21 protein-coding genes and 1 riboswitch are annotated in these 26,141 nt (G+C 48.4%); of the genes, 18 read left to right on the top strand and 3 right to left on the bottom strand.

Annotated elements, in window-relative coordinates; translation table 11 throughout:
• The first annotated feature begins 262 nt into the window (after positions 1-262).
• From murG to lpxC, 7 genes are all read left to right on the top strand, one after another.
• Positions 263-1,360, top strand: coding sequence for an undecaprenyldiphospho-muramoylpentapeptide beta-N-acetylglucosaminyltransferase (gene murG / locus F941_RS00705; RefSeq protein WP_005006719.1), 1,098 nt, complete (start codon positions 263-265; stop codon positions 1,358-1,360).
• 12 nt (positions 1,361-1,372) lie between these two features.
• Positions 1,373-2,821 carry a UDP-N-acetylmuramate--L-alanine ligase gene (murC, locus tag F941_RS00710; RefSeq protein ID WP_005006721.1) on the top strand — a complete coding sequence of 483 codons (1,449 nt, stop codon included), beginning with the start codon at positions 1,373-1,375 and terminating at the stop codon, positions 2,819-2,821.
• Positions 2,822-2,882: 61 nt separating this feature from the next.
• Positions 2,883-3,812, top strand: coding sequence for a D-alanine--D-alanine ligase (locus F941_RS00715; protein ID WP_005006723.1), 930 nt, complete (start codon positions 2,883-2,885; stop codon positions 3,810-3,812).
• A 3-nt stretch (positions 3,813-3,815) separates the two neighbouring features.
• The gene (locus F941_RS00720) at positions 3,816-4,670 is read left to right on the top strand and encodes a cell division protein FtsQ/DivIB (RefSeq protein WP_005006730.1); all 855 of its coding nucleotides are present in this window, start codon (positions 3,816-3,818) and stop codon (positions 4,668-4,670) included.
• A 73-nt stretch (positions 4,671-4,743) separates the two neighbouring features.
• Positions 4,744-6,006 carry a cell division protein FtsA gene (gene ftsA, locus F941_RS00725; protein ID WP_005006731.1) on the top strand — a complete coding sequence of 421 codons (1,263 nt, stop codon included), beginning with the start codon at positions 4,744-4,746 and terminating at the stop codon, positions 6,004-6,006.
• A 157-nt stretch (positions 6,007-6,163) separates the two neighbouring features.
• Entirely contained in the window at positions 6,164-7,360 is a 1,197-nt protein-coding gene (ftsZ, locus tag F941_RS00730; protein ID WP_005006733.1) for a cell division protein FtsZ, read from the top strand.
• A gap of 125 nt (positions 7,361-7,485) precedes the next feature.
• Complete coding sequence (gene lpxC / locus F941_RS00735) at positions 7,486-8,388, top strand: UDP-3-O-acyl-N-acetylglucosamine deacetylase (protein WP_026253447.1); 903 nt, start codon at positions 7,486-7,488, stop codon at positions 8,386-8,388.
• A gap of 96 nt (positions 8,389-8,484) precedes the next feature.
• Here lpxC and F941_RS00740 read toward each other — a convergent pair whose 3' ends face one another.
• A complete protein-coding gene (locus F941_RS00740; protein WP_005006735.1) occupies positions 8,485-8,925 on the bottom strand; it encodes a DciA family protein in 441 nt (146 codons plus the stop codon).
• 109 nt (positions 8,926-9,034) lie between these two features.
• On the opposite strand from F941_RS00740, the gene F941_RS00745 reads away from it, so the two are divergent.
• From F941_RS00745 to recJ, 10 genes are all read left to right on the top strand, one after another.
• Complete coding sequence (locus F941_RS00745; RefSeq protein ID WP_005006737.1) at positions 9,035-9,724, top strand: M23 family metallopeptidase; 690 nt, start codon at positions 9,035-9,037, stop codon at positions 9,722-9,724.
• 333 nt (positions 9,725-10,057) lie between these two features.
• On the top strand, positions 10,058-12,760 hold the full coding sequence (aceE, locus tag F941_RS00750) for a pyruvate dehydrogenase (acetyl-transferring), homodimeric type (RefSeq protein ID WP_005006739.1): 2,703 nt from the start codon (positions 10,058-10,060) through the stop codon (positions 12,758-12,760).
• A 2-nt stretch (positions 12,761-12,762) separates the two neighbouring features.
• Entirely contained in the window at positions 12,763-14,721 is a 1,959-nt protein-coding gene (locus F941_RS00755) for a 2-oxo acid dehydrogenase subunit E2 (protein ID WP_005006741.1), read from the top strand.
• Positions 14,722-14,917: 196 nt separating this feature from the next.
• Positions 14,918-15,062, top strand: a riboswitch (yybP-ykoY riboswitch).
• A 74-nt stretch (positions 15,063-15,136) separates the two neighbouring features.
• Positions 15,137-15,715, top strand: a complete 579-nt coding sequence (locus F941_RS00760) for a TMEM165/GDT1 family protein (protein ID WP_005006743.1) — start codon at positions 15,137-15,139, stop codon at positions 15,713-15,715.
• 182 nt (positions 15,716-15,897) lie between these two features.
• Positions 15,898-16,695 carry an oxygen-binding di-iron domain-containing protein gene (locus F941_RS00765; protein ID WP_005006745.1) on the top strand — a complete coding sequence of 266 codons (798 nt, stop codon included), beginning with the start codon at positions 15,898-15,900 and terminating at the stop codon, positions 16,693-16,695.
• A 94-nt stretch (positions 16,696-16,789) separates the two neighbouring features.
• Positions 16,790-17,155: a YkgJ family cysteine cluster protein gene (locus F941_RS00770; RefSeq protein WP_018573034.1), complete on the top strand. Its 366-nt coding sequence runs from the start codon at positions 16,790-16,792 to the stop codon at positions 17,153-17,155.
• A 208-nt stretch (positions 17,156-17,363) separates the two neighbouring features.
• Positions 17,364-18,830 carry an IMP dehydrogenase gene (gene guaB, locus F941_RS00775; RefSeq protein WP_005006750.1) on the top strand — a complete coding sequence of 489 codons (1,467 nt, stop codon included), beginning with the start codon at positions 17,364-17,366 and terminating at the stop codon, positions 18,828-18,830.
• 127 nt (positions 18,831-18,957) lie between these two features.
• A complete protein-coding gene (gene glmM, locus F941_RS00780) occupies positions 18,958-20,289 on the top strand; it encodes a phosphoglucosamine mutase (RefSeq protein WP_005006752.1) in 1,332 nt (443 codons plus the stop codon).
• Between the two features lie 11 nt (positions 20,290-20,300).
• Positions 20,301-20,957 (top strand): pyridoxamine 5'-phosphate oxidase, encoded by a 657-nt coding sequence (pdxH, locus tag F941_RS00785; RefSeq protein WP_005006753.1) that lies wholly within the window; start codon positions 20,301-20,303, stop codon positions 20,955-20,957.
• The gene (gene recJ / locus F941_RS00790; protein ID WP_018573033.1) at positions 20,958-22,661 is read left to right on the top strand and encodes a single-stranded-DNA-specific exonuclease RecJ; all 1,704 of its coding nucleotides are present in this window, start codon (positions 20,958-20,960) and stop codon (positions 22,659-22,661) included.
• An 83-nt stretch (positions 22,662-22,744) separates the two neighbouring features.
• Here recJ and F941_RS00795 read toward each other — a convergent pair whose 3' ends face one another.
• Both F941_RS00795 and F941_RS00800 read right to left on the bottom strand, forming a co-directional pair.
• The gene (locus F941_RS00795; protein WP_005006756.1) at positions 22,745-23,533 is read right to left on the bottom strand and encodes a putative porin; all 789 of its coding nucleotides are present in this window, start codon (positions 23,531-23,533) and stop codon (positions 22,745-22,747) included.
• Between the two features lie 344 nt (positions 23,534-23,877).
• Positions 23,878-24,714: a putative porin gene (locus F941_RS00800; RefSeq protein WP_005006759.1), complete on the bottom strand. Its 837-nt coding sequence runs from the start codon at positions 24,712-24,714 to the stop codon at positions 23,878-23,880.
• Positions 24,715-24,893: 179 nt separating this feature from the next.
• Between F941_RS00800 and prfB the strand changes: the two genes are divergently transcribed.
• A protein-coding gene (gene prfB, locus F941_RS00805) for a peptide chain release factor 2 (RefSeq protein WP_099048127.1) occupies positions 24,894-25,989 on the top strand; the annotation gives its coding sequence in 2 pieces (ribosomal slippage) (positions 24,894-24,965 and positions 24,967-25,989; 1,095 coding nt in all).
• Positions 25,990-26,141: the final 152 nt, after the last annotated feature.

A 26,141-nucleotide genomic window follows, 5' to 3' on the forward strand; every position in this document is an offset into this window, starting at 1 on the left:
TTTTTATAATATAGGGAGAGGGGAGTTTAAAAACTCCAAGAACTGTAAGTGAATGCAATTAAAGTGAAAAATTGTCTGATTTTTTTTCAATTCTCATAGATTAATAATAAAACTAGTTTAAACTTTTAAAATAGTAGAAAAAAACAATCATACGCCTGTTGAAAAAAAGTAAATTACCTTTCGCGGTCATGCGTTTGTGATTACAATTGTTTGCTTAAAATCGAATATCCTTAGCCTCTTTTTAGAATTGAAGAATTAGACAGTGACCGAAGTAACGCAAGTAAAGCCGAAACATGTTATGATGATGGCTGCCGGAACCGGTGGTCACGTCTTTCCAGCGCTCGCTGTTGCCAAAGAGTTGCAACAACAAGGCTGTGAAGTTTCTTGGCTCGCAACGCCAACAGGCATGGAAAACCGGCTGCTTAAAAATCATAATCTTCCAATTTATCAAATTGATATTCAAGGCGTGCGCGGCAATGGCATGGTGCGCAAAATATTGGCGCCTTTTAAAATTTTAAAAGCTACGCTTAGCGCCATGCGCTATATGAAGCAGCTGAACGTTGATGCTGTTGCCGGCTTTGGCGGCTATGTCGCAGGCCCTGGCGGCCTGGCTGCCCGCGCTTTAGGCATTCCGGTGCTGATTCATGAACAGAATGCGATTGCAGGTTTTACCAATACGCAGCTGTCGCGGATTGCAAAAACAGTCTGTGAAGCCTTTCCGCATACTTTTCCTGCACAGCAGAAAGTGGTCACTACGGGCAACCCTGTACGTAAAGAAATTACCGAAATTTTAAACCCGTCTTGGCGCTATCAAGAACGTGAAAAAGCGGGCCAGCCGCTGCGGATTTTAATTGTCGGCGGTTCCTTAGGCGCGCGCGCATTGAATGAATGTGTTCCAGAAGCCTTGAAACAGCTGAATGTGCCGCTGAATGTCTTTCATCAATGCGGTCAAAACAATGCGGAAGCCACTCAAGCGCGCTATGCCGATGCGCCGGATACGCTGAAAGCGGAAGTTGCGCCATTTATTGAAGATATGGCGCAAGCCTATTCCGATGCTGATTTAATTATTTGCCGTGCAGGCGCGCTGACCGTCACGGAAATTGCGACTGCAGGCCTGGCAGCGGTTTTTGTTCCATTGCCTAGCGCAGTGGATGATCACCAGACTGCAAATGCCAAATTCCTGGCGGATATTCAGGCTGCGAAAATTTGCCCGCAAGCGGAAATGACGCCAGAAAGCTTAACAGCGCTGCTGCAGCCGCTGATGAACCGCCAGCTGTTACAGGAAATGGCGGTGAAAGCGCGCCGGCAGGCACAGCCAGATGCAGCACAGCATGTGGTTCGTTTAATTCAAGAATTGTAAACCGAGTAATTTATGTCTCCTTCAACTCCTGCTGAGCAAGCGAAAAAGTTAATTAAAGTGCCAGAAATGCGTCGCATCAAACACATTCATTTTGTGGGGATTGGCGGCGCCGGCATGTGCGGTATTGCAGAAGTCTTGAAGAACCAAGGCTATAAAGTATCGGGTTCAGACATCAAGGCATCAAAAACGACGGCTCAGCTGGAAGAAAACGGCATTCAGGTCTATATCGGACATGCGGCTGAAAATATTCAAGGCGCCAGCGTTTTGGTGGTGTCGACTGCCATTGATCCAGAAAATCCTGAAATCAAAGCCGCCATTGAAACCCGCGTGCCTGTTGTGCGCCGTGCAGAAATGCTGGGCGAATTGATGCGCTACCGCCATGGGATTGCAGTGGCCGGCACACACGGCAAAACCACAACGACCAGCCTTGTAACATGCATGCTGGCGGAAGAAAATCTTGATCCCACCTATGTGATTGGCGGTTTGCTGAACCGTACAGGCGTCAATGCTGCCTTGGGTGCAAGCCGCTTTATTGTTGCGGAAGCTGATGAGTCAGATGCCTCGTTCCTGCACCTGCAGCCCATGGCTGCGGTTGTGACCAATATCGATGCGGACCATATGGATACCTATGGCGGCAGCTTCGATGTATTGAAGGATACTTTTGTGCAGTTTCTGCAAAAGCTTCCGTTCTATGGCTTGGCGGTGGTTTGCGGTGATGATGCTAATATCCGTGAAATTATGCCGCGCATTGGCCGTCCGCTGCTGACTTACGGTTTTAATGAAGATAATGATATCCGCGCAGTGGATGTTGAACATGAGGGCATGCAGTCACACTTTACCGTATTGCGCAAAGACCGTGAGCCATTGCGAGTCACCATCAATATGCCGGGCGCGCACAACATTCTGAACTCACTGGCGGCGATCGGCATTGCAACGGATGAAGGGGTTTCAGATGCCGCGATTTCACGCGCTTTGGAAGGCTTCAGCGGTGTAGGGCGCCGTTTTCAGGTGCAAGGTCAATTTGCGCTTGAAGATGGTGATGTGAAGCTGGTAGACGACTATGGCCACCATCCGAAGGAAGTGGAAGCGACCATCAAAGCGGCCCGCGCCAGTCATCCTGACCGCCGTTTGGTGATGCTGTTCCAGCCGCACCGTTTCAGCCGCACCCGCGACTGTTTTGATGATTTTGTTGATGTATTGTCACAAGTTGATCAATTGCTGCTGCTGGAAGTTTATTCTGCAGGTGAGAAGCCGATAGTTGGCGCTGACAGCCGTGCGCTGGCGCGCAGCATCCGCCTGCGCGGCGAAGTTGAGCCGACTCTGATAGACCCGGTAGAAGGCAATCTTCAGAATGTGATGAAAAAAGTGCTGCAGCCGGGTGACTTGTTATTAACGCAGGGCGCAGGTAATGTGGGAGCTATCTCTATCGAGCTGGCTCAAAACAGCCTATATTTAAAATAAGCATCCCGTTTGGATGTGATTTTTGATTTGATCGACCAGTTTAAAGTTTAAGGATATAAACGTGTCAAATGCTTCAAAGTTCGGCAAAGTTGCCGTGTTGCTTGGTGGTAAATCCGCTGAGCGTGGGGTTTCTCTAGATAGCGGTACAGCAGTACTTGAGGCATTGGTCCGCTCCGGGGTTGACGCGGAAGGCTTTGACCCGCAAGAGCGCAGTGTCACGGAACTGGTCGGCTATGACCGCGCATTCATTGTGCTGCATGGCCGCGGCGGTGAAGACGGTCAAATTCAAGGCGTGCTGGAGTGGCTGAATATTCCGTATACGGGCACGGGTGTTCAAGGCTCTGCAATCGGCATGGATAAGGTGAAAACCAAGCAAGTCTGGCAAGGTTCAGAATTGCCGACTGCGCCTTACCGTATTGTCAGCAAAGATTCAGATTTAAACGAAATTGTCGGCAGCATTGGCCTGCCGTTCATCATTAAGCCTGTGCATGAAGGCTCAAGCATCGGCATGAGCAAAGTTGAAAAAATTGAAGATTTTGCTGAAGCCATTGCGAAAGCGGCAGTGCATGATGCTGTGGTGATGGCTGAAAAATGGATCACGGGCCGTGAATTTACCATTGTAATTCTGAACGGCCAGGCATTGCCGGTGATCCGTTTAGAGCCGCCGAAAGATGTGGCGTTCTATGACTATGAAGCAAAATACAACCGCAATGACGTGCAGTACGGCATTCCATGCGGTTTGACTGAAGATGAAGAAAAGCGCCTGCAGGCTTTATGCCTGCGCGCATTCCAGGCAGTCGGCGCCAGCGGCTGGGGCCGAATTGACGCCATGCAGGATGAAAATGGCAATTTCTGGCTGCTGGAAGTCAACACCGTACCGGGCATGACCAGCCATTCTTTAGTGCCGAAAGCGGCCAAAGCTGTAGGTTTGGATTTTGATCAATTGTGTGTGGCTATTTTAGAGCAGACACTGAATGGTGCGGTTCACTAAGACATGGCTCAACTCCCTGCATCAATGCGCCGCAAGCGGGCTGCAGTCACCTCGATTCACGACAAGCCTCCGACCCGTAAAGAGAAGCTTGCGAATGCGGGCGGCTGGCTTTTGATGCTGGTGGCGGCAGCCGTGCTGGCGGCAGGGATTTTCGGGCTGTACAAAGTGATGACAGATGCGCAAGTCGCATCGCTGGATGTGGTGGGCGCCCGTTCTGATGCAGAGCGCCGGCAGGTGCTGACGCATGTTGCGCCGATGGTGACGGAAAATTATTTCACCTCAGATTTGAAAACCATACGCGATCGCGCCTTGGAGATGTCGTGGATAGATCGTGTTGTTGTATCCCGCGCCTGGCCAAATGCCATTCGTGTGCGCGTGATGCCGCGCAATGCAATCGCGCGTTGGGGAACAGGGCGGCTGCTGAGCGACAGCGGCGATGTGTTCACGGAAGTGACGCCGCGGAATTATCAGAATTTGCCGCTGCTGCATGGGCCTGTGACGCATTCAAAAATGATGATGCGCCGCTACAATGAAATTAACCAGTTATTCCTTCCAGTCGGCATTCGATTAAAAGAATTATATTTAACAGAACGCATGACTTGGTTTATGCAGTTTGATTCTGGCCTGCGCATTATTGTCGATCAGGATCAAACCATGAGTAAGCTTCAACGCTTGAGTCATCTGGCAACTGCAGATTTAAAGCCGGTATGGTCTAATATCTCAGCAATCGACTTACGCTATCGCAACGGTTTGGCAATTCAGTGGAAAAACGCTGCGCCGCCGAAAATAGCAAATGGCCGCTTTGTTGTAACGATTAATGACACAGGCATTGCGGACGGAATAGCCGTAAAGCCATAATGTTTGGCTTATACGTATACGCAGAGGCTTCGCGCCATAAATTAAACACACATGTGAATGGTAGTAGTAAATAATGAATGAAGCTGTTCCCTCGGTTGTTGCGATTGACATTGGGACACATAAAGTTTCAGTTTTGATTGGTAAAGTTCATGCGCCGGATAATATCCAGGTGATTGGCATGGCGACCGCTCGTAACCGAGGCATGAATAAAGGCAAAATTGTCAGTCTCGATAAGGTTATTACCGCAATTAAAAATGCAGTGCAGGAAGCGGAAGATATGGCGGAGTGCCGTGTGCATTCTGCCTGGATTTCCATCCCTAGCGCTGAGTTGAAAAGTTTTTATGCCTCTGGGCGCACGCCTGTAGAAAATACGGACCATACGATAACAACCAATGAAGTGGTGCGTGCATTAGAGCTGGCCAAAGCCAGCCATTTAACATCAGATCATTACCTGGTCAGCGCTGTGCCGCTGGGTTTTGAACTGGATGATGCGCCGGAATGGGTATTGAACCCGATCCGCATGTCAGCGCACAGCATGACAGGGCACTATCATTTGATGATGCTGCCGATCAGCACCATGCAGAACCTGGATCGTGCATTGAAAGGCGCCAATATTGGTGTGGAGCGCATGGTAATTTCCAGTTTGGCGACAGCGGAAGCCAGCCTGCTGAAAGATGAGCGCGAATATGGCGTCTGCTTGCTGGATATCGGTGCAGGCACCACGAATGTTGCGGTATATTTAGATGGCCGCTTGGCGATGACGCATACGTTGCAGCGCGGCGGTGAGCATGTCACCCGGGATATCGCAGCGGTGCTGCAAACCACGACAGAAGAAGCCGAACGCATTAAGCTGCTGTATGGCTGTGTCGACCTGAAAGTGGTTAAGCCAGATCATATGATTCAGTTCCAAGGCATTGATGGTCCTCAAACGATCAGCCGCATTGAGCTGACTGAAATCATTATTGCCCGCTACGATGAAATCCTGGGCTTGGTGCGTGATGTGCTGGAGCGCAATGGCGCGATTCATGGTTTATACCATGGCGTTGTGCTGACGGGCGATGCAGGGCAAATTGAAGGCATGGTGAGCTTTGCGCGGAAAGCACTGGGTGTGTCTGCGCATTTGGGCAATCCGCCGGTGCAGGTGCACGCGGAAGACCAGAATCAGGCTGCGCTGCGCCGTTCGCAATATGCAACGGCGGCGGGTTTGCTGATGTTCAGCCAAAGTGATACGCAAGATACCATTGTAGAGCAGGATGATTCTGAGCCGCTGTCAATGGCGCAGCGGGTCAAGCGCGCATGGTCAGGCTTGAATGAAACATTGAAATCCATCTTTTAGGTGGAAATTTTTGGGAATATTGTTGGGAAGTTGTACGGAATATCGCTTGAACTTGACAAGCTCAGGCTGGAACCGCATTCTAAAAACAATTTTATTAAGATCAAGGCAGTATACGGGCTGATGTGACTGCCGATTAAGATTAGGAATTTTACAGGTCATGGCCTCATTTGAATTTTTAGAAGACGATCAAAGCGACAGCATTGGTCAAGCCCGTTTCACTGTATTCGGTGTAGGCGGTGCAGGCGGAAACGCTGTGCAGCACATGCTGGAATCAGATATTCAGGGTGTAAAATTTGTCTGTGCAAATACAGACAAGCAAGCGCTGGACCGCATGAATGCGCAATTTAAAATCCAGCTGGGCGAGCAAGGCACGCGCGGTTTGGGTGCCGGCGCAAACCCGCAAGTCGGTCAGGCGGCCGCTGAAGAAAGCCGTGAGCTGATCCGTCAGCACTTGGAAGGCACAGACATGGTGTTTGTGACTGCCGGCATGGGGGGGGGCACAGGCACAGGCGCAGCGCCAGTGGTTGCTGAAATTGCCAAAGAAATGGGCATTCTGACCGTTGGCGTGGTCACTACGCCGTTCAACTTTGAAGGCAAGCGCCGTCAGCAGTCTGCAGAGAAGGGCATTGAAGCTTTAGAGCAGCATGTGGACTCGCTGATTATCATTCCCAACCAGCGTTTGCTGAAAGTATTCCGCGACATTTCAATGAAAGACGCTTATAAAAAAGCGGATGATGTTTTGTTGAATGCGGTGCGCAGTATTTTTGATTTGGTGGTTCGTCCCGGCCATATCAACCTTGACTTTGCCGATTTGAAAACGGCAATGAGCACGCGCGGCTATGCGATGATGGGCGCGGGCAGCGGCCGCGGTGAAAACCGTGCGCGCCAAGCCGCTGAACAAGCGATCCGCAGCCCATTGCTGGATAACGTGACGATCATGAATGCTAAAGGCATCCTGATTAACGTGACAGGCGGCGATGATGTCACTTTCGGTGAAATTGAAGAAATTACCGATGTCGTGAACCAGATTGTCGATTTGGATGAAGGTCAAGTGTTCTACGGCACAGTGTTTGATCCGGATGCGCGTGATGAAATCAGTGTGACGGTTATTGCGACAGGCTTAACCCGCAACTCTGCAGATTCTGCGGAACCTGTGAAACGCCCGAGCGTACAGGCAGTCCGCCAGCAGTCTGCGGCGCAGAGTGCGGCTGATGAAGATGATGTTCCTGCAATTCAGCGTCAGCAGGCGGATGGAACGAATGGCATGCCAATACAGCCAGCTCCTGCAGTGTCCAGCCCGCGTCCAACGCCAATGAGCATTCAGGATTATTTAAAAAATCAGCAGCGCAAGTGATTAACAGTCCGTTGATTTTTAAGTTAAAAAAATAAAAAGGCAGCAGCAACGCTGCCTTTTTTGTTTTTTATCAATGGCTAAATATGCTAACGTATAGCGGTTTGATCTACCGATGAATGAAAAGCATGTTGAAACAGCGTACCCTGCAGCGCGTCGTGAAAGCGAGCGGAATTGGTCTACATAGTGGGCAAAAAGTTATGATTAACTTTGTGCCGCATCATGCAGACGGGGGAATCGTGTTTCGACGTATCGATTTGGAGCCTCAAATTGAGATTCCTGCGGATGCCATGCTGATTCAGGAAGCATTCATGTGTTCAAATTTGGTTCAGGAAAATGCCAAAGTCGGCACGATTGAACACATCATGAGCGCGATTGCAGGCTTGGGCATTGATAACCTCATTATTGAAGTGTCTGCGTCGGAAGTGCCGATTATGGATGGCAGTGCCGGGCCATTTATCTATTTGCTGATGCAGGGCGGTTTGGCTGAGCAGGACGCGCCAAAAAAATTCATTAAAATATTAAAGCCTGTCGGGGCGTTTATTGATGATAAAAAAGCAGTCTTCAGTCCGCATGAAGGCTTTCAGCTGAATTTCACTATTGATTTTGATCATCCTGCATTTAAGAAAGAAGACCAGTCAGCATCCATTGATTTCTCGACTGAAACTTTTGTATATGAAGTGAGTGAAGCGCGTACTTTTGGCTTTATGAAAGATCTAGATTACTTGAAATCGAATAATTTAGCGCTGGGTGCAAGCTTGGATAACGCGGTCGGATTGGATGATACCGGTGTGGTGAATGAAGAAGGCTTGCGCTTTGCGGATGAGTTTGTTCGTCACAAAATATTAGATGCCGTGGGTGATCTATATCTGCTGGGCCATCAAATTATCGCTAAATATGATGCCTATAAGTCGGGCCATGCTTTAAATAATCAGCTGCTGCGCAATGTCAAAAGTGATCCAAGCAGCTACGAAATTGTAACATTTGATGACATCAATCTTTGCCCAATTTCTTATGTCAGTGTGACATAAGTCCTTGTCTTTTAAATGTTGCGTTATAATATAACAAAATAAAATGCAAAGCAGGTCACATAATAATTTCAAAGGCCGTGCTCGATCCTGAGCCGGTTACTTTTTATTGCTTGCCAAACGCAGCATAGCTTGGCTAAGCTTAGGGTCGCTCACAAAGTCAGCAGCATTGCGCAGCATATCCTGTGTTTCTGGGCTAAGTGATTTGGGCGGTTTTTCAGGAGTCAGCGCCGTTTGAGATGGATGTCTTAAACGTACTTGGATCTTGTTTAATTCTTTCAATTCATGTATTTGTGAAAGCTGAGCAATGTATTGCTTTTGAAGATAGGCCAGCTGGCTCACCAGCGCTTGATTTTCACCAGTCAGCATCAGCACACCATTTTGATAACAAACGACTTGCCATTGCTCCGGCTGGGGCAATAAAGGTTGCACGAGTTTCGTCAGTTTCTGCCATGCGGCGACTTGCGATGAGAGAAACGAAAAGTTTCCTGTTTTTATGTGTTTTCTTGTTTGTTGAAAGACGTTCAGGGGTTCAGACATTCATATTTCCTTCATGTTTATGTCCTAATCTTATGCGCTTCTTTCAGTAGATATCAAGGAAGAGATCACTCAAGGAATTCGATTAAGAACAGTTTTAATGAGGTTTTTTATGCATTTGCGCCGTATTTTATTGGCATTTTCATTCGCCGCGTCAGCAGCATCAGTTGCATTCGCGGACTTGGTTGAGGTAACGCAGGACGGTTCAACAGACCGTATTGAGCAGTTAACCCGCACTTTGGCTCAAGGTGCTTATTCTGAATCCAGCGATATGGATATTCCCGCTGAAACAAAATTGAACGTGAAGCTGCGCGAAAAGAGCATTGAATTGAATAATGCCTCAATTGCGAAAAAATACGGTTCAAGCAGTTCAAAATCCTATTCTGCATCTTCAAATAATCCCTATTCTTGGCTGGTTGCGCATCCGCTTCCGGATTTAAAGCGGGTCAGTTCAGACTTCGGCGGCCGTACCATGGGCGGCCGTGCAGAAAACCATTCCGGTCTAGACATGTCAGCGCCGAGCGGTACACCGATTTACGCGACTGGCCCAGGCATTGTCACGAAATCAGGCTGGGGTACAGGCTATGGCCAATATGTCGAAATTAACCACGGCAATGGCTATTTAACCCGTTATGCACATGCTTCACGCCTCATTGCGCGTGTGGGTGACCGCGTTGAAGCGGGCGAGCAAATTGCCAATGTTGGCTGTACAGGCCGCTGTACAGGCCCGCATTTGCACTACGAAGTTGTAAAAGATGGCCAGCGTAAAAATCCATCGACTTATTTGGCCATGCTGCCTTAATAAGCTGCTCCATTCATGATTCAAAAGCGCACAGCATTATAAAAACTCAAAAAACTGTTTTACTTTAAAAGGCCATTGTTGGGGTTTCAGACTCGAACAGTGGCTTTTTACATTTCATCACTACACTTTTGACAGTATCACTTTATAGAATAGGATTCGGTTAATATTTGCACTTTATTGGCTCTATTTTGATAATTTGTGTAAGTTATGGTCAATGTCTATTTATTTCCTAAATATTGGTCGATTGCCGTATTCATTTGCAGCCATAACTGAGCTGGATGAAAATATGATACATATAGAAGTATAAAATTAGGCTCACAGGATAGGTGAAATATGGCTTTCTACAGCGATACAGATGCGCAGGAAACCCAAGAATGGCAAGATGCATTCGATTCAGTTTTACAGCATATGGGAACGGAGCGGGCGGCTTTTCTGCTGGAAAAACTGTATCAGCGCGCAATCGCTAAGCATGTTCCTATTCAGCGTCTAAATACTCCTTACCGCAACACCATTTCAGTTGAAGAACAGCCGGCAATGCCCGGTGATCAGGATATGGAGCGCCGCATCCGCGCGCTGATCCGCTGGAATGCTTTGGCAATGGTGCTTCGCGCCAATAAGACCGGCGATGATTTAGGCGGCCACTTGGCCAGCTTTGCATCTTCGGCAACCTTATATGATGTTGGCTTTAACCACTTCTTCCGCGCCAACAGCAGCAGCTTCGGCGGCGACATGATTTATTACCAAGGCCACTGCGCGCCGGGTATTTATGCGCGTTCATTCCTTGAAGGCCGTTTAACCGAAGAGCATTTGAATAATTTCCGCCGTGAAGTCGGCGGCATTGGCTTGCCAAGCTACCCGCATCCATATCTGATGCCGGATTACTGGCAGTTCCCGACCGTATCAATGGGTCTCGGGCCAATTATGTCGATTTATCAGGCGCATATCCAAAAGTACCTGATGAACCGCGGCTTGATCAAAGAAGAAGACCGTAAAGTCTGGGCATATCTGGGCGATGGTGAAATGGATGAGCCGGAAAGCTTGGGCGCAATTTCACTGGCGGGCCGTGAAAAACTGGACAACTTGATTTGGGTGGTGAACTGCAACCTGCAGCGCCTGGATGGCCCAGTGCGCGGCAACGGTAAAATCATTCAGGAACTTGAGTCTTTATTCCGCGGCGCAGGCTGGCGTGTGATTAAAGTCGTTTGGGGTCGTCATTGGGACCCATTGCTGGCGAAGGATACGACTGGCGCGCTTCAGGCCGTGATGGAAGAAGCGGTCGATGGCGATTTCCAGCGTTATCAAGTGAAAGGCGGCGCATATACGCGTGAAAAATTCTTTGGCAAATATCCGGAAGCTGCGGAACTGGTCAAAGATTTAAGCGATGAAGATATTGATAATCTAAACCGCGGCGGCCATGACCCATACAAAGTCTTTGCGGCTTATGCGGAAGCATGCACAGCCAAAGGCCAGCCGACGGTAATTCTGGCGAAAACAGTCAAAGGCTACGGCTTGTCTGAAGAAATTGAAGCAGTCAATAAAACCCATCAAATTAAAAAGATGCAGCTTGAATCTTTGAAATATGTGCGTGACCGTTTCAATTTGCCATTTAATGATGAGCAGTTAGAAGAAGTGCCTTTCTACCGTCCAAGCGAAAACTCGCCTGAACTGAAATACATGAAAGCGCGCCGTGAAGCTTTAGGCGGTTACTTGCCTGCCCGCCGTAAAGAAAGTGAACAACTCGTTATTCCTGAATTATCTGTATTTGATGCAGTATTGAAAGGCAGCGGTGGCAAAGAGCAGTCAACCACCATGGTAATGGTGCGCTTAATCTCTGCATTATTGAAAGAGAAAGCCATTAAAGACCGCGTTGTGCCGATCGTTCCAGATGAAGCGCGTACTTTCGGTTTAGAAGGCATGTTCCGTCAGCTGGGTATTTATGCCGCGCATGGTCAAAAATATACCCCAGAAGACCAAGAACAGCTGATGCATTACCGTGAAGCCAAAGACGGCCACATGCTTCAGGAAGGCATTAACGAAGCGGGCGCGATGAGTGCTTGGGCGGCGCTGGCAACCAGTTATTCAACCAATAACCTGCCAATGATTCCGATGTACATGTATTACTCAATGTTCGGCTTCCAGCGTATCGGCGATATTGCATGGGCAGCGGGCGATGCGCAGGCGCAAGGCTTCCTATTGGGCGCTACAGCGGGACGTACCACATTGAACGGTGAAGGCCTGCAGCATCAGGATGGCCATTCGCACATTTTGGCCAATACCATTCCAAACTGCGTGTCTTATGACCCATGTTTCGGTTATGAATTGGCAGTCATTGTGCATGATGGTTTACAGCGCATGTATGTCAATCAAGAGCGCGTGTTCTATTACCTAACGGTCATGAACGAAAACTATGAACACCCTGAAATGCCGCAAGGCGCTGAAGAAGGCATCAAGCGTGGTATGTATTTACTGCAGGAAGATGAAAAAGCCACGGTTCAGCTGATGGGTTCAGGCGTGATTCTGCGTGAAGTGATCAAAGCCGCGCAAATTCTGCGTGATGAATATCAAATTCACTCAAATGTATTCAGCGTAACCAGCTTCAATGAACTGGCGCGTGACGGCATGGCGTGCGAAGAATACAACCGCCTGCATCCAATGGCGGAAACGGCAAAAGAAGCGTGGATTTCACAGCAGCTTCGCGGCACCAGCGGCATTGTGGTATCGGCTACAGACCATATGCGCGCATACAGTGAACAGATCCGCGCTTATCTTCCAGACAACCGTCCATTCGTTGCCCTAGGTACAGATGGTTATGGCCGTTCGGATACGCGCGCGAATTTGCGCAGTTATTTCGGTGTTGATGCTGCGCACATTGTGGTGGCGACGCTGAAAAAATTGGCAGATGAAGGCGAAGTGGATGCGCGTTTAGTGAAAGATGCGATTTCCAGCTTTGAATTAGATACAGACCGCCCAGTGGCGTGGCTGCCTCAAGCGCATCCGGAACTGCATGCAGTTGCTGACTACAAAGAGGAGAACTGATCATGCAAATTACGACTCCAGATATTGGTGTAGATAAAGCGACTGTTGCGGAAATTTTGGTTAAAGTGGGCGATGCTATCAGTGTTGATGACAGTATTGTATTGCTTGAGTCGGATAAAGCCTCTGTTGAAGTGCCAAGCACTTCGGCAGGCGTGGTGAAAAGCATTTTGGTTCAGCTGGGCGATGATGTTGCTGAAGGCGCGGTTTTAATTGAGTTGGAAGCAGAAGGTCAAACTGAAGCATCAGCTATTGCGGAAACGCCTCAAGCGGCGGCGCAGCCTGCTGCACCCGTTGAAGTAAAAGCGGAAGCGGCTCCAGCTGCATCTGCGGCGGCTTCGCAAGTGGTTGATGTGCAGGTGCCGGATATTGGCGTGGAAAAAGCCACAGTTGCTGAAATTTTAGTGAAAGTAGGCGACACCGTTGAGGTGGATGACAGTTTGGTTCTGCTGGAATCCGACAAAGCGTCTGTGGAAGTGCCTAGTCCTGTGGCGGGAATCATTGAAGCGATTGAAATTCAGGCTGGCGATAGCGTGAAAGAAGGCGTGGTCATCCTCAAAGTCAAAACTGCAGGCACAGCGCCGGCAGCAGAAGCGCCAAAAGCAGAAACTGCCTCAGCAGCTCCTGCGCCTGTAGAAGCGCCAGCTGCGGCTCAGGCTGCGCCAGTGCAAACAGGCGCGATTGAAATTGCTGTGCCTGATTTAGGCGTAGATAAAGCCGCGGTTGCAGAGATTTTGGTGTCTGTAGGCGATACGGTGGAAAAAGACCAAAGTATTGTGGTTGTGGAATCGGACAAAGCGACTGTAGAAGTGCCAAGCACCGCAGCAGGCGTGATTAAGGCGATTCATGTTCAGCTCGGGCAGAGTGTGAGTGAAGGCATTGCTTTAGTGACGGTTGAAGGCCAGTCAGCGGCGCCGGCAGCTGCACCCGTTCAAGCGGAAGCGCCAAAAGCAGCAGTGAAAGCGGCGCCTGCACCTGCTGTTCAGGCTGCAGCGCCAGCCTCAGCTCCTGTTCAAGGCGCAGACAAGCTAACGAAAGCGCAGAATGACGCCAATGCGAAAGTCTATGCAGGCCCGGCTGTACGCAAGCTGGCGCGTGAATTAGGCGTTGTATTGTCTGAAGTGAGTGCGTCTGGCCCGCATGCGCGTGTCATGAAGGAAGATTTGAAAGCATTTGTCAAAGCGCGTTTAACTGCGCCTCAGGCTGCTCCAGCCGCTCAGGCTGCTGCTCAAGTTTCTGGCTTGCCAAAGCTTCCGGATTTCACAGCGTTTGGCGGTGTCGAAGAGAAAGTCTTGACGCGCTTGCAGCAGGTATCCATTCCGCAGCTGTCTTTGAACAACTTTATTCCGCAAGTCACGCAGTTTGATGCCGCGGATATTACCGAGCTTGAAGCTTGGCGTAATGACCTTAAGGGCAACTTTAAGAAAGAAGGCATCAGCCTGACCATTATGGCTTTCATTATTAAAGCGGTTGCGCATCTGTTGAAAGAAGAGCGTGATTTTGCAGGCCACTTGGCAGATGATGGCAAGTCTGTACTATTGCGTAATGAAATCCATATGGGCATTGCTGTAGCAACCCCAGATGGTTTAACTGTTCCTGTACTGCGTAATCCAGACCAGAAATCGATTAAAGAAATTGCAGTTGAATTGGGCGTGCTGGGTCAGAAAGCGCGTGATAAGAAGCTTTCGCCGAAAGACCTGCAAGGCGCAAATTTTACGATTTCAAGCTTAGGCGCAATTGGCGGTACGGCATTTACCCCATTGGTCAACTGGCCGCAAGTGGCAATTTTGGGTATTTCACCAGCGGCCATGCAGCCTGTGTGGAATGGTGAAGGCTTCGATCCGAAATTAATGCTTCCATTGTCATTGTCTTATGACCACCGTGTGATTAATGGTGCGGATGCTGCGCGCTTTACCAATAAGCTGACGAAATTATTAAAAGATATCCGTTCATTGTTAATCTGATAATCTCGAATTATTCTGAATTGTGAAATAAGCCCTGCTTCGGCAGGGTTTATTGCTTTGCGCAATACGGGTTTGAACATGAGGAAGCGGCTGAGCGGGTGCAGCCCGCTGAATAGCTTTTAGATTGTCTTGATCGGATTGTTTTATCTATCTTTATAAATCAATTTGCTTTATTGCGCTTCGCCCATTAAAATGGCTGTACTTCATTGGGGAGTAGCCGCTGTTTACGCAAAGTAAACAGGTGATGGTCAACATATTTGTTCAACAGAACATGGCCATCATAGCAAAGAACCAAATGAGCTTTTCTTAAAAGCTTTCTTTTGTTGGCAAGACCTTTGATTTACCACTCTGCAGATTTTTGGCTAGCAGGAGCGGTGAGTCATCGGTATTTGTTTGCTAGCCAGAGAAACACATCATGCTTTCAGCTTTTCTGATTTCTTTAGCCGTTGTTGCCTTATCTGAAATGGGCGATAAAACGCAATTGCTGGCTTTGCTGCTGGCGGCCCGTTTCCGAAAGCCTGTTCCCATCCTCATTGCGATTTTTTTTGCCACCGTGGTCAACCATGGCGTCTCGGCTATTTTGGGCCAGTGGATTACAACCGTCTTGAGTCCGACAGTCCTGCTGTGGATAGTGTCGCTGGGCTTTATTGCAATGGCGGTCTGGATGCTGATTCCAGACGAATTGGATGATGAAACTGAAAGCATTAACAAATGGCAAAAATACGGCGTATTCGGCGCAACCTTTGTTTTATTCTTTCTGGCCGAAATTGGCGATAAAACCCAAGTTGCAACCGTGGCCTTGGCGGCCCGCTTTGACAGCATTGGCTGGGTAACGCTGGGGACAACACTGGGCATTATGCTGGTGAATGCGCCAGCCGTTTTTGTTGGCAATAAATTGGCGGAAAAATTGCCAATCGATTTGATTCATAAAATTGGCGCAGCGGTCTTCCTGATTATTGGCATTGCAGCCTTAGTACAGCATTATTTTTTCTGATCAGCCGTTGACAGATTTGAATCCCGACTTAAAAAATCGGGATTTTTTTATGCAAAATGGTTCTCAATTATTTGATATTTCTAATGATATTGGTCTTAAATTTATTGTAAGTTTGTGTAATTCCATATATGTTGTACGGGAATAAAAGTCTTTTAAGAAAAACAGAATTTCGGGGAATAGGTATGGCATTTGACCGCACTACGTCGCAGGTGTTATTCGATAACGGCACACACAAATGCATCAGTTTTACCAGCTTGGTTAAAGGTGAAGGCGTACAGGCCAATCAGTTTCTGATCTTGGATAATGAGCGCGCTGCAGTGCTGGATCCGGGCGGTGATTTGACCTATGTGCCGCTGACTATGGAGCTGAACAAGTATACCCGCCTGACCAACCTCGATTATGTGATGGCCTCGCATCAGGATCCGGACATTATTACCTCTATGCCGCGCTGGCTGGTCTATACCGACGCCAAAGTGGTGGCTTCGAAACTTTGGGCGCGTTTCCTGCCGCATTTGAATTCAGCCTTTATGAGTGACCGCATGAAAGGCAACTGGCTGGACCGCCTGGTTGAGCTGCCGGATCATGGTCAAATCATTACTTTGGGCCAAAGCCAGATTGTGGCGGTGCCTGCGCATTTTCTGCATTCAGTCGGCAACTTCCAATTTTATGATCCTATCGCGAAAATTTTATTTTCGGGCGATATGGGCGCATCCATGGTGGAAGATGCATCGAAACCCTTAGAAAATTTTGCAGCGCATATCCCGAAAATGAAAGGCTTCCATCAGCGCTATATGTGCAATAACAAAATCATCCGCTTATGGGTCAACATGGTGCGCACCATGGATGTTGAAATGATTGTGCCGCAGCATGGCACGCCGTTTGTGGGCAAAGAGCAGGTCAATCAATTTTTGGACTGGATTGAAACACTGGAATGCGGCACAGATTTAATGGATGAATCTGTATTTACTTTTCCAGAATAAACGCAGGAAGTGATAAAAAAAGATTGAGCGGCAGGGCAGTATTTTTTAATATTCAGCTTCAAAAAATCACTTTTGATGACGAGAATTAATAACAATGCTGTCTCAAGTTCCCACACAGGATGCGTGTTTAAGCTGCGGCGCCTGCTGCGCTTTTTTCAGGGTTTCATTTTACTGGGCGGAAGGGCTGAATATGCCCGAACACTATACGGAACCGGTCACAGCAGTGTATTCCTGCATGGCGGGCACCAATCAGCCTTCACCGCGCTGTATCGCGCTTGAGGGGGAAATTGGCCGGCAGGTGAGCTGCGGCATGTATGCAGCGCGCAGTTCATCCTGCAAAGAAGTGCAAATTGCCGACGCGCAGTGCAATAAGGCGCGCGTTGCGCATAATATGATTCCTTTTGTGCAGATTGAGGCGCCTGAACCTGTCAATGACGACGATTTTGATCAGGTTTGCTGAGGTTGACGCCAGGCGGAGCTGCGGCTCTGCCTTGACCGCAAGAAATAAAATTGAATGCTGAAAACAATATAAAAATAAGCAGTTGCGTTCATTTACAAGACCTAAAGCAGAAGTTTTGACAAAAAAAAGCCGCTTTGGCTGAAATAGGCATGAATAAAAGCCATTTTTTTGTTTATAATGGCGCACGGAAATTACCAGTGAGACTGTTATGTTGACCATCGTTCAAGAAGCGCTAACCTTCGATGATGTCTTATTACTCCCTGCCTACTCAACTGTTCTCCCAAAAGATGTCTCTCTAAAGACACGCCTGACTCGCGGCATTAATCTGAATATTCCTCTGGTTTCGGCAGCAATGGATACTGTGACTGAGTCACGTATGGCGATTGCGATGGCGCAAAACGGCGGTATTGGTATTTTGCACAAAAACATGGATATTTCAGCGCAAGCCGCTGAAGTGCGCCGTGTGAAAAAATTTGAAGCCGGCATGGTGAAAGATCCAATTACCGTGACGCCTGAAACTACAATTCGTGACTTGATTGCAATTACTCAAGCCAACAACATCAGCGGCGTGCCCGTTGTTAAAGACGGCAAAGTGGTCGGTATCGTCACAGGCCGTGATACACGCTTTGTGACCAATTTAGAACAGCCGGTCAGCAATATCATGACTGGGCAAGACCGCCTTGTGACTGTTCGTGAAAATGAATCTAAAGAAAACATCCAAGCCTTATTGCAGCAGCACCGTATTGAAAAAGTATTGGTGGTGGGCGAAAACAACGAATTAAAAGGCTTAATTACGGTGACTGATTTCCGTAAAGCTGAGTTGTACCCAAACAGCTGTAAAGATGACTTGGGCCGCCTGCGCGTTGGCGCAGCCGTAGGCACAGGCGCTGAAACGCCAAGCCGCGTTGAAGCGCTGGTTGAAGCGGGTGTGGATGCGATTGTTGTGGATACGGCGCATGGCCATTCAGCTGGCGTGATTGAGCGTGTACGCTGGGTAAAAGCCAACTATCCGCAAGTGCAAGTGATTGGCGGCAACATTGCCACAGGCGATGCGGCATTGGCTTTATTGGATGCTGGCGCAGATGCGGTGAAAGTTGGTATCGGCCCTGGTTCAATCTGCACCACGCGTATTGTTGCGGGCATCGGCATGCCGCAAATTTCTGCAATTGATTCCGTTGCGAATGCATTGAAAGAACAGATTCCATTGATTGCTGACGGCGGCATCCGCTTCTCTGGCGATATGGCGAAAGCCATTGGCGCTGGCGCAAGCACCATCATGGTGGGCTCGCTGATGGCGGGTACTGAAGAAGCGCCGGGTGAAGTGGAATTCTTCCAAGGCCGTTACTATAAAGCTTACCGCGGCATGGGTTCATTGGGCGCAATGGCGGGTGCAACAGGTTCTGCTGACCGTTATTTCCAGGACTCTAAAGCGGGCGCTGAGAAATTAGTGCCGGAAGGCATTGAAGGCCGTGTGCCGTACAAAGGCCCGATGGGCAATATTGTGCACCAGATGATGGGCGGTCTGCGTTCGTCTATGGGCTATACCGGTTCTGCAACTGTGGATGACCTGCGTCAAAATGCGAAATTTGTAAAAATTACCGCAGCGGGCATGTCAGAATCCCATGTGCATGACGTGACCATTACCAAAGAAGCGCCAAACTACCGTGTTGGTTGATTTTTAGTAATCAAAGCGCTGGAAAGCCGTCATTTTTATGACGGCTTTTTTGTTTTTGGTGTAAAGTGAATCCAGTATGAATGGGTTGATCAATATCACCGCATGTGAATAAGAAAGTGAGTAAAAGATGAGTTATTTCGGTACGGATGGCATTCGCGGAAAGTTTGGGGAACTTCCGATTACACCTGAGTTTGCATTAAAGCTGGGGTTTGCCGCAGGTAAAGTATTAAAGCGCACCAGCAAAAAAAGCAAACCGATTGTTGTATTGGGTAAAGATACCCGCCTTTCCGGCTATATTTTAGAAGCTGCGCTGCAGGCGGGTTTGAATGCTGCCGGCGTATACGTGCATTTGCTTGGCCCTTTGCCAACACCCGCCATTGCGCATTTGACCCGGGCGCTGCATGCCAGCCTTGGCATTGTGATTTCTGCATCGCACAATCCGTACTTTGACAACGGCATTAAATTTTTCTCAAGCGAAGGCAAAAAATTGCCGGATGAATTGCAGGATGCCATTAACCAAGAGCTAGAGCAGGATATGGTTATTGAAGACACGGCCAACTTGGGTAAAAGTGTGCGGGTAAAAGATGCCAATGGCCGCTATATTGAATTCTGCAAATCGACCTTCCCTTATCATTTAGACCTGTCGCATTTAAAAATTGTCGTGGACTGCGCCAATGGCGCTGCCTACAGCGTTGGCCCATCGGTGTACCGTGAGCTGGGCGCAAAAGTGGTGGCGCTGTATAACGAGCCGGATGGCTTGAACATCAATGAAGACTGCGGTTCAACGCACCCGGAAAATCTGCAGAAAGCCGTACTGAAGCATCAGGCAGATGTAGGCATTGCCTTTGATGGCGATGCTGACCGCGTGATTATGGTGGATAAAAACGGTGAGCAGGTGACGGGTGACCATATCCTGTATATTTTGGCGACACAAGCCAGCCACAAGCCTGCGGGTATTGTGGGCACGGTGATGAGCAACATGGCGCTGGAAATTGCGCTGGAAAAAGCGCAAGTGCCGTTTGTTCGCGCTAAAGTGGGTGACCGCTATGTTCTGCAAGGCTTGGATGATCATGGCTGGGTGACCGGCGGTGAGCCATCTGGCCACATTTTAACTTTAGACAAGAGCACCACGGGTGATGCCATTATTGCGTCTCTGCAAGTGCTGACGGTCATGGTTGAGCAGCAAAAAGCGCTGCATGAATTGACTGACGGTTTCCAGCTGCTGCCCAATGTTCTGGTAAATGTGCGCTTGAGCCAAATGTTTGATCCGTACTCAGTGCCTGCATTGGCGGCGGAGTTTGATAAAGCTGAACAGCAATTAAAAGGCCGCGGCCGCCTATTAATCCGCAAGTCCGGCACAGAACCGGTGATCCGCGTCATGGTGGAGGGTGATCAGCTGGATGAAGTGACTGCATTGGCGAATCATTTGGCTGATGCTGTGCGCGCAAACGCGGCATAAGGTGAAATGTCATGAGTGATATGATTAAAGATTTAAGCGAATTGCGCATGAGCTACCAAAAAGGGGAACTGCATGAAGATCAGGTGAATGCTGATCCGCATGAGCAATTCCTGCTGTGGTTCAACCATGCGTTGGAAGCGCAGCTGCATGAACCGTATGCCATGTCATTGGCAACGGCGAATGCGCAAGGGCGTCCGCATGTACGTACCGTGCTGCTGCGCGGCGCGGCAGCAGCCGGCTATGACTTCTACAGCAATTACGACAGCCAAAAAGGCAATGATTTAGCGGAAAATCCGTATGCAGAATTATTGTTTTATTGGCAGGAGCAGGAGCGTCAAATCCGCGTTTCAGGCCGAGTCGTCAAAATCCCTGAACAGGAATCGACGGATTATTACCATAAGCGGCCGCGTGACAGCCAGATTGCTGCGCACATCAGCACCCCGCAAAGCGGTGTGATTGCCAGCCGCGAAGAACTGCAGCAGCGTTTTCAAAAACTGCATGATAATGTTGAAGGCAAAGATATGCTGGCCAAACCTGAGTTTTGGGGCGGATACCGCTTAGAGCCGGATTATTATGAGTTCTGGCAAGGCCGCCCAAACCGTCTGCATGACCGCTTGAGCTATGAAAAGCGTGAAGGGCAGTGGGTTTTGCAGCGATTGATGCCGTAAATGCCAAAGACCTTAATACAGCAAAGGCCATTATTGACGCGCCCTGAATCAATTCAGGGCGTCGCGCCGTTCATTGCGCGGATTTTAGCGCGCCGCGGCGTGGAATCTGAGCAGGAACTGCAGCTGAAGCTGAAGCATTTGCTGACGCCTGAAATGAAAGGGCTGTCAGCCGCCATTCTGCTGATGGATCAGGCGATCGATCAGCAGAAAAAAATTGTGATTGTCGGCGATTATGATGCCGATGGCGCAACCAGCACCGCATTAATGATTTTAGTTTTACGCGAGATGGGCGCACAGGTCGATTATCTGGTGCCTGACCGCTTCAAATACGGCTATGGCCTGACGCCTGCTATAGCCGACCTCGCCTTTGCCTCATTTGCCCCTGATCTGCTGATCACCGTTGACAATGGCATTTCCAGCCATGCCGGTGTTGATCAGGCGCATGCGCATGGCATGCAGGTGATTATCACTGACCATCATCTCACCACTAAAGAAACGCCGCCAGCGGAAGCCGTGGTGAATCCGAATCAGCTGGGCTGTGATTTCGCAAGTAAAGCGCTGGCGGGTGTGGGAGTGGCCTTTTATGTGCTGGCCAACTTGTCCAGCTTGCGCGCCAAACAGGGCAAATCGTCTGCCAAAGTTGTGAATTATCTGGATTTGGTGGCGCTGGGCACCTATGCGGATGTGGCCAGCTTAGATTACAACAACCGGATTTTGATTGATGCGGGCCTGAAGCGCATTCAGCAAGGCTTATGCCGTGCCGGCATCAGTGCTTTGCTGGACATTGCGGGGCGTGATCCTGCAGAGCTGAAAGCGCAGGATCTGGGTTTTGTTCTTGGGCCGCGGATTAATGCCGCAGGCCGTATGGAAACCATGGATATCGGCATTGAATGCCTGATTGCGCCAGATCTGCAGGCGGCCTATCCGTTGGCGCAGCAGCTGAATCAGCTGAATGTGGAACGCCGGCAGGTTGAAACACAGATGAAGCAAGAAGCCTTGGCTGAGTTGGAACAGCTGCAGTTGGATGAAAAAAACCTGCCATCTGCTTTAATTCTGTTTGAACCGCATTGGCATCAAGGTGTGATCGGTATTGTGGCGGGACGCTTAAAAGAGCAGTTCCACCGTCCAGCCATCGTGTTTGCTGCCGATGAAGACGGCAAACATATCAAGGGTTCAGCGCGTTCGATTGAAGGCATTCATATTCGTGACAGCATCGAGCAGATTGCGGAAGAGTCTCCGCATTTGGTCAGCCATTTTGGCGGTCATGCCGCAGCGGCAGGCTTAACCATCCTGAAAGAAAATTTTGCAGCGTTTAAAGCGGCCTTTGAACAGCTGATGACGGCGCAGGATGACAGCCTGTTTCAGGCGGTGCTGTGGACGGACGGCGATTTGCCGGATGAGGCTTTTCAAATCGCGACGGTGGACACTTTGCAGCAGCTGACGCCGTGGGGGCAGAAATTTCCAGCCCCGGTTTTTGATGGCCTGTTTAAAATATTGGATTACCGCTGGCTGAAAGAGGAGCATCTCAAGCTGCGGCTTGCGTTGCCTTCAGGGCAGGTGCTGGATGCGATTGCCTTTAATGCCGCCGGCCGTTATCAATTTGACCCGATGCACGGGCAAGTGCGTTTGGTCTATGAGTTGGACAAAAACACCTTTAATGGCGCAACCAGCCTGCAGCTGCGCATTTTGCATTTAGAACAGTAATGATCGCGATTTAAAAATGCTGTCCATAAAAAAACCGCTCTGACGAGCGGTTTTTTCTATCTGGCTAGATAGGCAGATTTGAATTAGAAGCGGTATTTCGCTGCTAGGCCAAATGAGTTGTAATCATTGCTGCCAGCTTCGCCAAAGCCTACACGGCCTTCTAAGCTCACTTGCTGATTGAAGAATTTGCGCGCATTGATGCCGACTTCACTTCGATCTGTTAAATCATTGTTGTAGTAGTCTGCACCGACACTGAAGGTTTTATCGATGAAGTAATCTGCGGCCAGATTGAACTCATCTAAATCGCCGAATGATGCGCCCGCTTCTAAATTGATGTCCTTGCCATTGCTTAGGGTTGTGACATATTTTGCGCGGAGTGTAGGATCTGCGCCGTCATCCTTATCGTTGTCATAACCTTTCACACCGGCAGCAACTAAGAAGCCCGGCGCTGGAAGATAGCCGACTTCAGCAGAATAGTACGTGGTATCGAAATCGTGCTTATTTCCTAAAAAATCGCGGACTTCAGTGTTGTTTCGGCTCACATCGCCGCTTAAGTAAAAATCTGAATTTGGCACATAATATTCTGCACCAATGCCATAAGTGTTGTCGTCTACATCACCGCGGTCAGCAAAATTGGCATGTACGCTGACATTGCTGGCGCGGTCAAGGAATGCTGCTTCTGCAAGCGGCGCATTGCGTGTTTGTACTGGGTTGAAATAGTATGTACCGTTCACGCCGAATTCGCTGCCAGAGCCGCCATTGTCTGGGTCGATATAGCCAGCTGAAGCGCCCACTTCTGCTTGGTAGGCATGTGCTGTGCCTGTAACAGCTAAAGCAGATAATAGTGCTGAAGCAATCGCTAATTTTTTCATGGATCATACCCCTCTGAAATTTGGCTTAAATAATACATTTTTTGTTACAACTTTCAGTCTAGAGCAAATAATCAGCGCGTCAATTTTTAGAAAGTTACTGAACTGTGTCCAGAGTAATTTTATGTAAATAATTGAACCTAAATTATTGATAAATAATTGTAATATTAAAATGTTTTGTTTTATTAAAACTGTGGGGATATTGTGGATTTATGAGATTTTGATTAAAATTTAGACACAAATTAAAGTAAATGCTGCAAAGCGGGCTTTAAAATAGGCAAGGGATGCAGAAAGAATCAAGGCATCCCGAAAGATGCCTTGATTCAGTATGATGTTCGAAATTATGTTTAGAAGCGGATGCTGGCATTGATATTGAATACATTGATATCGTCGCCGAAACCAATGGCGCCGCCGACAGCAAAATTTGAGTTCACAAAGTATTTGGCGCGAACAGCAAAGGCATCGGTGTCATCTTCACCATCATCATGGATGCTGTATTCTGCGCCTATATTGAAGGCAGGATTGAAATAATAATCGGCAGCAATCGCTAAATCATCAGTATGGCCGAGCAGGGCATTTGCTTCTAAGTTGAAGTGTTGGCCTGTTCCGATAGGCGCAACATACTTGGCTTTTAAGAGCAGGCGATTATCGTCGTGATCTTCATTGCTGCTTTGGTAGCCGACAGTTCCTGCAGCCAGTAATAGGTTAGAAATAGGCATATAACCCGCCACTGCGCGATAGGCATATAGATCTTCTTTCTCAGTGTTGCTTAAAGTGCCAATCGAAGTTGCAAGTTTATCTTCGACTTCAAGTTGGCCGAAGCCTAATCCAGCATTGAGATAAAATTTTTCTACGTAATATTCGATACCGCCATTGAAATGATGTGATGTGATATCGCGTGATGCTGTTCCAGCAGGAATGGAGATATCTTTGCTTTCTGCATAATTATAGCTGTAATCAGCATATACATTGCTGTTATGCCCTAAAAATGCGGCTTCATTTAACGGGCCTTTAATGGTGACAGGATTGAAATAATAAGTGCCTTTCAAATTGACTTGGCCGTTAGAGTCAATGATATCGCTGTCATGGTCAAAGTTGGTAAATCCAGCATCGATTTGACCATTATAAGCAAAGCTTGATGTTGAAATCGCCAGAAGTGCGAATGTAAGAAAAGATAATCTCATGGGTTTAACCTACTGTTATTGTAAAGAAAATGTAATATTTATTATGAGTGAGCGTATTTTTCATAAAGTATGTGCTGGTGTCAATTGCTGTGGCGCCCTAAAGGGGCTGAATTTGCGCAAACGGTCTGTGATATAATTGCCGGCTATTTAAGCCAAATTTTTGTTTGAGAGTATTTCACGTGGAAATTAATCCTTATCTATTACAGCTAAAAGACTTAAACGACCGTGGTCAAACATTACGGGGGTATCTTTGACTACGATCTGAAAAAAGAGCGTTTAGAAGAGGTTCTGCGTGAATTAGAAGACCCAGCGATTTGGAATGACCAAGCGCGCGCGCAGGCGATGGCCAAAGAAAAAGGCGAGCTTGAGAATGTACTGAACGTCCTTGAAGGCTTGTCGGCTCAGCTGGAAGATGCGCAGGCTTTGCTGGATTTAGCGGTAGAAGCCGATGATGAAAGCTTATTGGCCGATGTGCAGGCAGAATTGGATACGGCTGAAGCTGAATTGGCTAAACTTGAATTCCGCCGCATGTTCAGCAACCCGATGGATCCGAATCCTTGCTATGTAGAAATTCAAGCAGGTTCCGGCGGTACAGAAGCGCAGGACTGGGCGTCGATGCTGCTGCGCATGTATTTGCGCTGGATTGAGCGTCATGGCTTCAAAGCAGAAGTTATGGAAGAATCGGATGGTGATGTTGCCGGCATTAAATCGGCAACGATCCGTGTGGAAGGCGAGTATGCCTATGGCTGGCTGCGCACAGAATCCGGCGTGCACCGTTTAGTGCGCAAGTCGCCGTTTGACTCAGGCAACCGCCGCCACACGTCGTTTTCTGCGGTGTTTGTATCGCCGGAAGTGGATGACAATATTGAAATTGACATTAATCCAGCGGATGTCCGCACCGATACTTACCGTGCATCCGGCGCGGGCGGTCAGCACATTAACAAAACCGACTCTGCAGTGCGTTTAACCCACGCGCCGACGGGCATTGTGGTGGCGTGTCAAAACCAGCGCTCACAGCATGCCAACCGTGACCATGCATGGAAGCAATTGCGTGCAAAACTCTATGAGCTGGAAATGCAGAAACGCAATGACGCCGCAAAAGCATTAGAAGACACCAAGTCGGATATTGGCTGGGGCAGTCAGATCCGTTCATACGTTTTAGATGATTCACGCATTAAGGATTTGCGTACCGGTGTTGAAAGCTCAAATACCGGCGCAGTTTTGGATGGCGACTTAGATAAATTTATTGAAGCCAGCTTAAAGCAGGGTCTTTAATTAAATTTATTTAAAAAACAAAGCTCTTGAAGTTATTTTACAATATATCTATAAAATTCGATATTAAAATCGTAAAAATGCGATATATTGTATTCAGATGCTGAATAGAGCTTTGCGCTGGTTTTTTCATTTTTTAATTAAACTCGTCTGAA

It is taken from the genome of Acinetobacter bouvetii DSM 14964 = CIP 107468 (assembly GCF_000368865.1).
Taxonomy (GTDB): domain Bacteria; phylum Pseudomonadota; class Gammaproteobacteria; order Pseudomonadales; family Moraxellaceae; genus Acinetobacter; species Acinetobacter bouvetii.